Origin of the sequence: Streptomyces sp. NPDC002698, assembly GCF_042888945.1 — a bacterium.
Taxonomy (GTDB): domain Bacteria; phylum Actinomycetota; class Actinomycetes; order Streptomycetales; family Streptomycetaceae; genus Streptomyces.
Window position 1 is genome coordinate 176,641 of sequence record NZ_JBIAQM010000005.1, and the last position, 12,519, is coordinate 189,159.

At 74.5% G+C, this 12,519-nt stretch carries 8 protein-coding genes; 1 reads left to right on the forward strand and 7 read right to left on the reverse strand.

Annotated features, from left to right (window positions below; all coding sequences use genetic code 11):
- Positions 1–21: 21 nt before the first annotated feature.
- Genes ACFYW9_RS09865 through ACFYW9_RS09880 form a run of 4 tightly spaced genes read right to left on the reverse strand, consistent with a single transcriptional unit; the run spans position 22 to position 5,967 of the window.
- Positions 22–1,899 (reverse strand): acetyl/propionyl/methylcrotonyl-CoA carboxylase subunit alpha, encoded by a 1,878-nt coding sequence (locus ACFYW9_RS09865; RefSeq protein ID WP_389147102.1) that lies wholly within the window; start codon positions 1,897–1,899, stop codon positions 22–24.
- Positions 1,900–1,907: 8 nt separating this feature from the next.
- On the reverse strand, positions 1,908–3,506 hold the full coding sequence (locus ACFYW9_RS09870) for an acyl-CoA carboxylase subunit beta (RefSeq protein WP_389147105.1): 1,599 nt from the start codon (positions 3,504–3,506) through the stop codon (positions 1,908–1,910).
- The gene (locus tag ACFYW9_RS09875) at positions 3,503–5,176 is read right to left on the reverse strand and encodes an acyclic terpene utilization AtuA family protein (RefSeq protein ID WP_389147108.1); all 1,674 of its coding nucleotides are present in this window, start codon (positions 5,174–5,176) and stop codon (positions 3,503–3,505) included. Before ACFYW9_RS09875 ends, ACFYW9_RS09870 begins: the two co-directional genes overlap by 4 nt.
- Positions 5,173–5,967 (reverse strand): TIGR03084 family metal-binding protein, encoded by a 795-nt coding sequence (locus ACFYW9_RS09880; protein WP_389147111.1) that lies wholly within the window; start codon positions 5,965–5,967, stop codon positions 5,173–5,175. Before ACFYW9_RS09880 ends, ACFYW9_RS09875 begins: the two co-directional genes overlap by 4 nt.
- A gap of 151 nt (positions 5,968–6,118) precedes the next feature.
- On the opposite strand from ACFYW9_RS09880, the gene ACFYW9_RS09885 reads away from it, so the two are divergent.
- Positions 6,119–6,889, forward strand: coding sequence for an SDR family oxidoreductase (locus ACFYW9_RS09885; protein ID WP_389147114.1), 771 nt, complete (start codon positions 6,119–6,121; stop codon positions 6,887–6,889).
- Between the two features lie 300 nt (positions 6,890–7,189).
- Here ACFYW9_RS09885 and ACFYW9_RS09890 read toward each other — a convergent pair whose 3' ends face one another.
- The 3 genes from ACFYW9_RS09890 to ACFYW9_RS09900 form a co-directional block, all read right to left on the reverse strand.
- A complete protein-coding gene (locus ACFYW9_RS09890; RefSeq protein ID WP_389147117.1) occupies positions 7,190–8,146 on the reverse strand; it encodes a DMT family transporter in 957 nt (318 codons plus the stop codon).
- Between the two features lie 165 nt (positions 8,147–8,311).
- Positions 8,312–9,436 carry a peptidoglycan bridge formation glycyltransferase FemA/FemB family protein gene (locus ACFYW9_RS09895; protein WP_351860014.1) on the reverse strand — a complete coding sequence of 375 codons (1,125 nt, stop codon included), beginning with the start codon at positions 9,434–9,436 and terminating at the stop codon, positions 8,312–8,314.
- Between the two features lie 45 nt (positions 9,437–9,481).
- The gene (locus ACFYW9_RS09900) at positions 9,482–12,469 is read right to left on the reverse strand and encodes an FAD-binding and (Fe-S)-binding domain-containing protein (protein ID WP_389147604.1); all 2,988 of its coding nucleotides are present in this window, start codon (positions 12,467–12,469) and stop codon (positions 9,482–9,484) included.
- Positions 12,470–12,519 lie beyond the last annotated feature (50 nt).

Consider the following 12,519-nt stretch of genomic DNA (forward strand, 5'->3'; position numbering starts at 1 on the left):
GCCCCGCGGCGGGGCGCCCGCTCACCGGGCGTCGTCCGGTGCTTCCCCGGGCACCGCTTCCTCCCGCACGACCGCCAGCAGAGCGCCCACCTCCACCTGCTGTCCGACCACGGCGTGCAGGGCGGTGAGCGTGCCCGCCGCCGGCGCCGAGATCCTGTGCTCCATCTTCATCGCCTCCAGCCACAGCAGCGGCTCCCCGGCCCGCACCGCGGCGCCCTCGGCGAGTCCCTCGGCCACCCGGACCACGGTGCCGGGCATCGGCGCGAGCAGCGATCCCGGAGCCCGGTCCGCGGTCGGATCGGGGAAGCGGGGGAGCTCGGTCAGCGCGGTCGCGTTCACGAAGACCCGGCCGCCGGCGTACCGCGCCACCTCGAACGTCCGCCGCACACCCGCCACTTCGAGGACGACCCGGCCCGCGTCGGCGTGCAGCACGCGCACCCCGTCGGCCGCGAGGCCCTCGCGGGTGTGCCGGTAAGCGGCCTCGTACTCGGCTCCGTGCATCCGGTAGCGCTTGGTCTGCGGCCCCGACGCCAGGTTCCGCCAGCCGCCGAACCGCGAACGCCCGTGCGCGTCGGCCAGGGCGGCGGCCAGCGGGGCGTACGGGTCCGGAGCGGGCTCGGTCAGCGCGGCGAGGTGGCGGTCGTAGAACCCGGTGTCCATCCGGGCCCCGGTGAACTCCTCGTGCCGCAGCGACCGGACGAGCAGATCCCGGTTGGTGACCGGACCGTGGACCGTGGCCCGCTCCAGGGCGCCGGCCAGCTTCCGCACGGCCTCCGCGCGGGTGGCGCCGTGCGCGACGACCTTCGCGAGCATCGGGTCGTAGTGGATGCCGACCGAGTCGCCGTCGGCGAACCCGGTGTCCAGCCGGACGCCGTCCGGGACGGCGATCCGGTGCAGGATGCCCGTCTGCGGCGCCCAGGCGCCCGCCGGGTCCTCCGCGTACAGCCGGGCCTCGACCGCGTGGCCCCGCGCGGGCGGGGGCTCGCCCTCCAGCCGCTCCCCCTCGGCGACCCGCAGTTGCAGGGCGACCAGGTCGACCCCGAACACCGCCTCCGTCACGGGGTGTTCGACCTGGAGGCGGGTGTTCATCTCCAGGAAGTGCGCGGTGCCGTCGGCGACCAGGAACTCGACCGTGCCGGCGCCGACGTAGTCCACGGCGCGGGCGGCGCGCACGGACAACGCGTAGAGCTCCCGGGTGAGTTCGTCCCCGAGCCCGGGGGCCGGCGCCTCCTCGATCACCTTCTGGTGACGGCGCTGGAGGGAGCAGTCCCGGGTGCCGAGCGGCCAGACCGTGCCGTGCGCGTCGGCCAGGATCTGCACCTCGACGTGCCGGCCGCCCTCCACGTACGGCTCGACGAACACCTCGCCGTCGCCGAAGGCGCTCAGCGCCTCCGCCCGGGCCGCCTCCAATTCGGCGTCCAGGTCGGCCAGTTCACGGACGATCCGCATCCCGCGGCCGCCGCCGCCCGAGGCGGCCTTGACCAGCACCGGCAGGTCCCCGGCGGTGACCCGCTCCAGCGGCGCGAGCCCCATCAGCTTCTTGGCCCGCGTCTTGGACGCCATCGCCTCGATCGCCTCGGGAGACGGCCCGACCCACACCAGTCCGGCGTCGATCACCGCCCGCGCGAAGTCCGCGTTCTCCGACAGGAACCCGTACCCCGGGTGCACCGCGTCCGCGCCCGCCTCCAGCGCGGCCCGCACGACGAGATCGCCCCGCAGATACGTCTCCGCGGGTGTCGCGCCCGGCAGCCGTACCGCGGCGTCCGCCTCGCGCGTGTGCAGGGCGTTCTCGTCGGCGTCCGAATACACCGCGACCGTGCGCACCCCGGCCTCACGGCAGGTGCGGAAGACCCGGCAGGCGATCTCGCCCCGGTTGGCGACCAGCAGACTCGAAATCACGAGATCCCTCACATCCGGAAGACGCCGAAGCCACCGCGCGCGCCCTCGAAGGGCGCCGTGTGGATCGCGGACAGGCACAGGCCGAGGACGGTGCGGGTGTCGCGCGGGTCGATGACCCCGTCGTCGTACAGCCGCCCGGACAGGAACATCGGCAGCGACTCGGACTCGATCTGCTGCTCCACCATGGCGCGCAGCGCCGCGTCCGCGTCGTCGTCGTACGGGTGGCCCTTCGCGGCGGCCGACTGCCGGGCGACGATCGACAGGACGCCCGCGAGCTGCTGCGGTCCCATCACGGCCGATTTGGCGCTGGGCCAGGCGAACAGGAACCGGGGGTCGTAGGCCCGCCCGCACATCCCGTAGTGGCCGGCTCCGTAGGAGGCGCCCATGAGCACCGACAGATGCGGGACCCGCGAGTTGCTCACCGCGTTGATCATCATCGCGCCGTGCTTGATGATGCCGCCCTGCTCGTACTCCCTGCCGACCATGTAGCCGGTGGTGTTGTGCAGGAAGAGCAGCGGGATGTCGCGCTGGTTGGCGAGCTGGATGAACTGGGCGGCCTTCTGGGACTCGGCGCTGAACAGCACGCCCTGGGCGTTGGCGAGGACGCCGACCGGATAGCCGTGCAGGCTCGCCCAGCCGGTGGTCAGGCTCGTCCCGTACAGCGGCTTGAACTCGTCGAAGTCCGAGCCGTCGACGATCCGGGCGATCACCTCGCGCGGGTCGAACGGGTGCTTCAGATCCCCCGGGACGATCCCCAGCAGTTCGTCCTCGTCGTACTTGGGGGGCTCGGCCGGGGCCGGATCGGCGTACGCCTTGCGGTGGTTGAGCCGGGCGACGACCCGGCGGGCCTGGCGCAGCGCGTCCCGCTCGTCGACGGCGAAGTGGTCCGCGAGGCCCGACACGCGCGCGTGCATCTCCGCGCCGCCCAGCGACTCGTCGTCGCTCTCCTCGCCGGTGGCCATCTTCACCAGCGGCGGCCCGCCGAGGAAGACCTTCGCCTTCTCCTTGACCATGATCACGTGGTCCGACATGCCGGGGACGTACGCGCCTCCGGCGGTCGAGTTCCCGAAGACCACGGCCACCGTGGGGATCCCGGCGGCCGACAGCCGGGTGAGGTCGCGGAAGATCGCGCCCCCGGGAATGAAGATCTCCTTCTGCGAGGGCAGGTCGGCGCCGCCCGACTCGACCAGGCTGATGCAGGGCAGCCGGTTCGCGAGGGCGATGTCGTTGGCCCGCAGGGCCTTCTTCAGGCTCCAGGGGTTGCTGGCGCCGCCGCGCACGGTGGGGTCGTTGGCGGTGATCAGGCACTCGACGCCCTCGACCACGCCGATGCCGGTGACGAGCGAGGCGCCCACCGTGTAGTCGCTGCCGTAGGCCGCGAGCGGCGACAGCTCCAGGAAGGGAGTGTCGGGGTCGAGCAGCAGCTCGATGCGCTCGCGGGCGAGCAGCTTGCCGCGCTTGCGGTGCCGCTGGACGTACTTCTCCCCGCCGCCCGCCAGCGCCTTGGCGTGCTCGGTGTCGAGGTCGGCGAGCTTGGCGAGCATGACCTCGCGGTTCGCCCGGTAGTCCGGGCCGCCCACGTCCAGGGCGGACGAAAGGACCGTCATAGCAGGACCTCCGGGATATCCAGGTGACGGGAGCGGAGCCATTCGCCGAGGGCCTTGGCCTGGGGGTCGAAACGGGCCTGGGAGGCGACGCCTTCGCCGAGGATCCCCTCGACCACGAAGTTGACGGCGCGCAGGCCGGGCAGGACGTGCCGGACGACCTTCAGCGGGCGGCTCTCCGGGAGCAGCTCCCGGAAGCGGTCGGCCGTCAGCTCGTGGGCGAGCCAGCGCCAGGCCTCGTCGGTGCGGACCCAGACGCCGACGTTGGCGTTGCCGCCCTTGTCCCCGCTGCGGGCACCGGCGATCAGGCCGAGGGGGGCGCGGCGGGTGGGACCCGCGGGCAACGGCTCGGGCAGGGAGGGCTCTTCGAGAGTCTCCAGTACGAGCGTGTCCTGGGCCGGGATCACCGACAGGCGGCTCCCGTCGTGGAGGACTGCCCTGTGGTCGACGGCGTCCTGGGGGACGTACACATCCTCGAAGACCCCATAGGGCGCGCCCTTCCCCGGTGGCGCCACCACATGGAATCCGGGGTAGCTGGCCAGCGCCAGCTCGATGGCCGCCCCGCTCAGGGCGCGCCCCACGGTTGCCTGGTCGGGGTCGCGGACGACGAGCCGCAGCAGGGCGCTCGCCGTCTCCTCGGTGTCCGCGTCGGGCCGGTCGGTGCGCACCAGCTCCCACCGCACGTCCGCGGGCGGCGACTTGGCGAGCGCGTCGCCCATCTGCTCGCGCACCAGCGCGGCCTTGGCCTCGACGCCGAGTCCGGTCAGGACGAAGGTCACCTCGTTGCGGAAGCCGCCGAGCCTGTTGCGGCCGACCTTGAGGTCGGGGGGCGGTGCCTCGCCGCGCACGCCCTCGATCCGCACCCGGTCCGGGCCGTCCTGGACGAGCCGTACGGTGTCCAGGCGGGCGGTGACGTCGGGTCCCGCGTACCGGGCGCCCCCGGTCTCGTACAGCAGCTGCGCGGTGACCGTGCCGACGTCCACGAACCCGCCGGTGCCGGGGTGCTTGGTGATGACGCAGCTCCCGTCCTCGTGGATCTCCGCGAGCGGGAAGCCGGGGCGGCGTACGTCGCCGTCGCCGAAGAAGGAGTAGTTGCCGCCGGTGGCCTGGGTACCGCACTCCAGCACGTGCCCGGCGACGACGGCTCCCGCGAGCCGGTCGTGGTCCCCCGGCCGCCAGCCGAAGTGGGCGGCGGCGGGCCCGGTGACCAGGGCCGCGTCGGTGACCCGTCCGGTGACCACGATGTCCGCGCCCGCCGACAGGCACTCGGCGATGCCGAAGCCGCCGAGGTAGGCGTGGGCGGCGAGGCCGCCCGGGTAGCGGGCGGTGAGGTCGTCGCCCTCGACGTGGGCGACGCGCACCGGGATGCCGAGCCGGCCGGCCAGTTCCCGTACGGCGTCGGCGAGCCCGGCCGGGTTGAGGCCGCCGGCGTTCGTCACGATCTTCACGGACCGCTCGTGCGCCAGGCCGAGGCAGTCCTCCAGCTGGCGCAGGAAGGTGCGGGCGTATCCGGCGGCGGGGTCCTTCAGCCGGTCCCGGCCCAGGATCAGCATGGTCAGCTCGGCGAGGTAGTCACCGGTGAGGACGTCGAGTTCGCCGCCGGTGAGCATCTCGCGCAGGGCGTCGAAGCGGTCGCCGTAGAAGCCGGAGGCGTTGCCGATGCGCAGCGTCACTCCGCGTCCTCCTTCGGCGGGCGTCCGTCACCGGGCGGGCCCGCGAAGGCCTGGGCGATGCCGAGCCAGCGGTCGGCGTCGGGCCCCTCGGCGCGCACGTCGACGTCGGCGCGGTGCGCCCGCTGGGTGACCAGCAGGCAGAAGTCCAGGGCGGTGCCGGTGACGCGCTGGGGGGCGTCCTCGGGGCCGTAGGTCCAGGTGTCGCCGGAGGGGGCGAGGATCTCCACCCGGAACTCCTCGGCGGGCGCGGCGAGCCCGCGCGCGGCGAAGGCGAAGTCCCGGGTGCGGACCCCGATGCGGACCACGTGCCGGAGCCGGTCGGTGGGGGCGCGGACCACACCGAGGGCGTCGGCGACGTCCTGGCCGTGGGCCCAGGTCTCCATGAGCCGGCCGGTGGCCATGGAGGCACCGGACATGGGCGGGCCGTACCAGGGGAAGCGGGTGCCCGGCACGGCCTCCCGCAGCGCCCGGTCCAGCGCGGCACGCCCGGTGCGCCAGCGCGCCAGCAGTTCGGCGGACGGCAGCCGGGCTCCGTCGTCGGCGCCGTCGTCCACGAACGTCGTGGGCGCCGCGAGCGCCTTCTCGACGAGGCCGTGGAAGGCGTCGGCGTCCGTGACGGACAGGAGGGCGGAGTGGTCGGTCCAGGCGAGGTGGGCGATCTGATGGGCGACGGTCCAGTGCGGCGCGGGCGTCGGGAGCGCCCACTGCTCCGGACTCGACTCGGCCACGAGCCGGTCGAGTTCTTCGCTTTCGTCACGCAGATCGTCGAACACGGGCGTCGGATCGGACATGGGGGGAGCATCCCAGCGCCCCCAGAAACAATCAAGCATGCTTGCATCAATTTATTTCTCCGCCTCCCGCCCCGGACCCGTCACATCTCCTGTCCCCGGTCCGTCATACCGATGACGACGCGACACGAGGGACGCAGAGGGAGACGTGAGCATGAGCGAGACCAGGAAGATCGCGGTGGCCGGGGCGACCGGACGGCTCGGGCGGCATGTCGTGGACGTGCTGACGGAGCGCGGGCACACCGTCGTGCCGATGTCCCGGGCCACCGGGGTCGACATCGTCACCGGCGCCGGGCTGGCCGAGGCGCTGGAGGGTGTGGACGTCGTGATCGACGCGTCCAGCACGCCCTCGCCCGACCGGGAGGTGGCGACGGAGTTCTTCACGGCCGCGTCCCGCAATCTGCACGAGGCCGGGCGGAAGGCCGGGGTCGGCCGGCTGGTGGTCGTGTCGATCATCGGCATCGACGCCTCGGTCGCCGGTTACAACGCGGCCAAACTGGAGCACGAGCGCGCGGTGCTGGCGGGACCGGTGCCGGTGCGGGTGCTGCGGGCGGCGCAGTTCCACGAGCTCGTGGAGCAGTTCACGCAGTGGGGGCGCCAGGGCGACACCGTGTACGTCCCGAGGATGCGGACCCGGCTCGTCGCGGCGCGGGCCGTCGCGGAGGCACTGGTGGAGCTGGCGGAGGCGGAGGAGGCGCCGGGGGCGCGGGCCCCGTTCCCGGAGGTGGCCGGTCCGCGCGAGGAGAGCCTGGAGGAGGCGGCACGGCTGCTGATGGCCCGCCGGGACCCGGCCGTGAAGGTGGTCGCCGTCAGCGACCCGGACAACCCGGAGCGGGACCTGTTCGAGAACGGCGGCCTGCTCCCGGGGGCGGACGCCAGGCTCGCGGGCCCGGCGTTCGCGGAGTGGGTGGAGACGGCTTCCTGAGCCGGGCGCGCCCCGGGTGCCGCCGGGGCGCGTGGCACCCGGGTGCCGAGTGCGCGTGGACATCGCGGGCGCCGGGTGCGCGTCGCACCGGGGGTGCCGGGCGGGCGTGGCCGGGGGCGCCCGGCGGGCGTGGGGCATCGCGCCGCGAGGTCGGCGGCTCGCGCCGAGGCACCCGGACCTGGGCCCCGCAGCGGGCCGGTGTCAGGGGGCGCCCGGCGGGCGTGGGCGTCGGGGCATCGTGCCGCGAGGCCGACGGCCGGCGCCGGGACACCCGGACCTGGGCCCCGCAGCGGGCCGGTGTCAGGGCGCGTCGACCGGGACCGTCGCCTTCCCCCGGCCCACCTGGGTCCGCACCGCGCCCATGCTCGCGCCGATGACCAGGGCGATCGCGGCCGCCTGGATCGTGGACAGGGACTGGTGGAGGATCAGGAAGCCCGCTGTCGCGGCGATGGCGGGTTCCAGGCTCATGAGGATCGCGAAGGTGGAGGCGGGCAGGCGGCGCAGGGCGAGGAGTTCGAGGGTGTAGGGGAGGACCGAGGACAGGACCGCCACCGCGGAGCCCAGGGCCACCGTGGTCGGGTCCAGCAGCCGGGTGCCGGACGAGACGATCCCGAGCGGCAGGAACAGCAGCGCCGCCACCGCCATGGCCAGGGCCAGGCCGTCGGCCTGGGGGAACCGGCGACCCGTACGGGCGCTGAAGACGATGTACGCCGCCCACATCGCGCCCGCCCCGAGCGCGAAGGCCACGCCCACCGGGTCCAGGTCCCCGAACCCTCCGCCGCCCAGCAGGAAGACGCCGCACAGGGCCAGGCCCGCCCAGACCGCGTTGACCGCGCGGCGGGAGGCCAGCACCGAGAGGGCGAGGGGGCCGAGCACCTCCAGGGTGACGGCGGCGCCGAGGGGGATGCGGGCGACCGACTCGTAGAAGAGGCCGTTCATCGCGCCCATGGCGATGCCGAAGACGGCGACCGTCCCCCAGTCGGTGCGCGAGTGGCCGCGCAGCCGGGGGCGGCAGACCACGAGCAGGACCACCGCGGCGGCGAGCAGGCGCAGGGTCACCACGCCGAGCGCGCCGGCCCTCGGCATGAGGGTCACCGCGAGGGCGCCGCCGAACTGGACCGAGATCCCTCCGGCCAGCACCAGCCCGACGGGCCCGAGGGAACCGAGACGGCCGGGGGCTCCGCCCGGGGACACGGGGGCGTGCGCCGTCCCGGAGACGGGCGCGGACGACGAGGTGGTGGCGCTGGGGGTGCTCACGGGCGGTCCTGGAGGCTGGCTCGGTCAGATGTTCATCACGATGTACTGCCGAGTCCAGGGTAGTGGACTTCGTCAGGAGTGTGAACTGCTCATGTAACTGTCCTGGATGCTGAGACCTGGATCGGGACGCTCCGCCCCGTCGCCGGCCGGCCGGCGACGGGCCGTTCAGCGGCGGGACATGTAGACGTCCAGCGCCTTGTGCAGCACCCGGTTGATGGGCAGGTCCCACTCGCCGAGGTACTCCGCGGCCTCTCCGCCCGCGCCCGCCTTGAAGCGCAGGAGGCCGACGAGGTGGTCGCTCTCGTCCAGGGTGTCGGTGATGCCGCGGAAGTCGTAGACGGCGGCGCCCAGCGCGTGGGCGTCGGTCATCATGCGCCACTGGATGGCGTTGTTGGGCTGGACCTCGCGTTTGCGGCTGGTGGAGGCGCCGTAGGAGTACCAGACATGGCTGCCGACGGTCAGCATGGTGGCCGCGGCGAGGACGTCGCCCTCGTGGCGGGCGAGGTAGAGCCGCATGCGGTCGGGGTCCTCGGCCGTCAGCGAGGTCCACATCCGCTGGAAGTAGGGCAGCGGGCGCGGGATGAAACGGTCGCGTTCCGCCGTCTCCGCGTAGAGCTCGTAGAAGGCGGGCAGGTCGTCGTAGCCGCCCCGGACCACCTCGACGCCGGCCTTGTCGGCCTTCTTGATGTTGCGCCGCCACTGCTGGTTGAGGCCCTTGTGGATCTCCTCCAGGGACCGTCCGGCGAAGGGGACCTGGAAGACGTAGCGCGGCTGTCCCGCCGCGAAGCCGTCCTCGCCGCCGGGCTCGGTCCGCTGCCAGCCCATCGCCCGCAGCCGGCCGGCGATCCCGTCCGCGGCCGGTTCGTACGAGGTCGCCGTCACCTCGCCGAGGCGCCGTGCCGCCGGGTCGGCGATGGCCGTCTTGACCGTGTCGGCGCTCCAGCGGCGCGCGACCACGGGCGGGCCCATCTTCACGGTGAACGCGCCGCGCGACTTCAGATGCGCCACCATCGGCCGCAGCCAGCGTTCGGCGAGGTCCGGGTCGTGCCAGTCGATGACGGGGCCCTCGGGCAGGTACGCGAGGTACCGCTTGATCCTGGGCAGCGGGCGCAGCAGCACGAGGCCGGCCCCCTGGAGGCGGCCGTCCGCGTCGAACCAGCCGAGGCTCTCCGCACGCCAGTCCGGCTTCACGTCCCCCCAGGACGGCACCTGCATATGGCTGGCCGAGGGCCGCGAGCGGACGAACGCCAGGTGCTCGTCGCGGGTGATCGCCTGCAGGCGGAGAGTCATGCGCGTCGCTCCTCGAACGTCTTCGGCCGGTGCCGTCCAGCGTACTTACGCGGTGGGCGCGGACCCGTCGCCCCGCGGGCCGTTCTCCAGCGCCTCGGCCAGGACCTCCGCCAGGTGGCGGCCCCGGCGGCCGGAGAGCTGGGCCAGCTGGGTGCGGCAGGAGAAGCCGTCGGCCAGGATCACCGCGGTGTCGCCGGCCGCCCGTACCGCCGGGAGCAGCTGTTCCTCCGCGCAGGCCCGTGACGCCTCCTCGTGTCCCCTCTCGAAGCCGAAGTTGCCCGCGAGTCCGCAGCAGCCGCCCGCGAGGGTGCCGGTCAGGCCCGCCGCGTCGCGCAGCCGGCGTTCGGCCGCGTCGCCGAGGACCGCGTGCTGATGGCAGTGCGTCTGGCCGGCCGCCGGGCGGTCCAGGCGCGGCGGCGTCCAGTCCGGCGCGTGCCGTTCCAGCGCCTCCGCGAAGGTCACCACCGCCGCCGCCAGCCGCGCCGCGCGCGGGTCGCCGGGCAGCAGTTCGGGGAGGTCCGTGCGCAGCGCGGCGGCGCAGCTCGGTTCCAGGACGACGACCGGGACGCCGTCCATGGCGAGGTAGGGCTCCATGAGGTCGAGGGTGCGGCGGAGCACGGTGCGGGCGCGGTCGAGCTGGCCGGTCGAGACGTACGTCAGTCCGCAGCAGACGCGATGACGGCGGCGCGGGAGCAGCGTGCCGAGGCGGAGGGGGCCCCGGGTCACGCCGTCGCCGATGGGCCCGTGCCGCATCACCGTCCTCGGGGGCAGCAGCACGGCCAGTCCCGCGGCCTCCAGGACCCTTACGGCCGCGCGTCCGACCGAGGGTTCCAGGTGTTCGGTGAAGGTGTCCGGCCACAGGAGGACCGTCTTGCCGCCGAAGCCCGGGAACAGCTCGTCGGCGGGCCGCCCGTCCCCGCGCCTCCTCCCGCCCGGTCCGCCCTGGGTGTCCTGTCCGCCCTGGGTGTCCTGTCCGCCCGGGCGCCGTTCGCGCTCGCGCGCCCGTGCCCGGTCCCGGAACCGGGCCGACCACCACCGGCTGAACGTCTCCGGCGCCAGCCTCGGGATCTCCCGTCCGGGTGCGACTCCGGCCAGGCGCTTGGCGACGGCGGCCAAGGGGCGCAGGGACGCGAGGGAGTTGACGAGCCGGGCCGAGCGGGTACGGGTCACCGCCGCGAGCCAGAAGGGGAGCCGCCCCAGGGTGTAGTGCGCGGCGGGACGGCGGCGGCCCGCGTAGTGGTGGTGGAGGAACTCCGCCTTGTAGGTGGCCATGTCGACGCCGACCGGGCAGTCGGACCTGCATCCCTTGCAGGACAGGCACAGGTCCAGCGCGTCCCGGACCTCCGTCGAGCGCCACCCGTCGGTGACGATCTCGCCGGCGAGCATCTCGTGCAGCAGTCTGGCCCGCCCGCGCGTGGAGTGCGCCTCCTCGCCGGTCGCCCGGAAGGAGGGGCACATGACCCCGTCGCCGCCCGGGACCGAGGCCGTACGGCACTTGGCGACACCCACGCAGCGGCGCACCGCCGCCGAGAAGTCGCCGCCGTCCGCCGGATAGCCGAACTCCACGTCCACCGGGCGCCTCGGCAGCACCGCGAACCGCAGGTTCTGATCCAGCCGGTGCGGGCGCACGAGCATGCCGGGGTTGAGCAGGCCGCGCGGGTCCCAGAGGTCCTTCGCCCGTTCGAAGAGGCGGACCATCTCCGCTCCGTACATCACGGGCAGCAGTTCCGCGCGCGCCTGTCCGTCCCCGTGCTCGCCGGACAGCGAGCCCCCGTGGGAGACGACGAGGCGGGCCGCCTCCTCCGAGAAGCGCCGGAAGCGGGTGACGCCCGCCGCGGTGATCAGGTCGAAGTCGATCCGGACGTGGACGCAGCCGTCGCCGAAGTGGCCGTACGGGGTGCCGCGCAGCCCGTGGGCGGCGAGCAGGGCCCGGAAGTCCCGCAGGTACGCGCCGAGGCGGGCGGGCGGCACCGCGCAGTCCTCCCAGCCGGGCCAGGCCTCGGCGCCGAGCCCGCGGCCGGCGCCGAGCGGGGAGCGGTCCCCGGCGTACGGCATCCGGGTCGCCGTGCCGCTCGCGTCCTCCCGCAGCCGCCACAGCGCCCGCTGCCCCGCCGGTTCGGTGACCACCAGAGCGTCCCGTACGTCCGCGGCCCGCACGATCGTGTCCGCACGCGCGCGTGCCTCCGCCGGCGATCCGCCGCCCGTCTCCACGAACAGCCAGGCCCCGCCGCGCGGCAGCCCCGCGTCGGCGGGCACGAGGTCGGCGGCCATGCCCTCCACGGTCAGCGGCCCGTACCCGAGCAGGCCGGCCGCGGCGTCCGCGGCGGCGCTCTCGTCGGGGTAGGCCAGGACGGCCAGCGCCCGTGCCCGGGGTGACTCGACCAGGCGGACGACCGCCTCGGTGAGCAGGCCCCAGGTGCCCTCGGAGCCGCAGAACGCGCGGGCCACGTCCGCGCCGCGCTCGGGCAGGAGCGCGTCGAGGGCGTACCCGGAGATCCGTCGCGGGAGATCGGGGAAGCCGGTCCGCAGCAGCGCCAACTCGCCTTCGACCAGGGCCTTCAGGCCGTCCGGGGCACCCTGCCAGTCCCGGCCGAGGCGGCGGGTGTCCCCGGCCGCGCCGACGACCGAGAGCTCCCGCACGTTGTCCGCCGTGGTGCCCCAGGCGACCGAGTGGGAGCCACAGGAGTTGTTGCCGATCATCCCGCCGAGGGTGCAGCGGCTGTGCGTGGAGGGGTCGGGACCGAAGCGCAGTCCGTGCGGGGCGGCGGCTTCCTGGAGGCGGTCGAGGACGGCACCGGGCTGGACGACGGCCGTGCGGGCGTCCGGGTCCAGCGCGAGGATCCGGTTCATGTGGCGGGTGAAGTCCAGGACGACGCCGGTGCCCGTGGCCTGTCCGGCGATCGAGGTGCCGCCGCCGCGCGCCACGACCGGCACCGCGTGGGCGCGGCACACGGCGAGCGCGGCGGCCACGTCCTCGGCGTCCCGCGGGGCCACCACACCGAGCGGTACGCGCCGGTAGTTGGAGGCGTCCATGGTGGTCAGCGCCCGCGCCGTCGTGCCGAAGGAGACCTCGCCGCGCACGG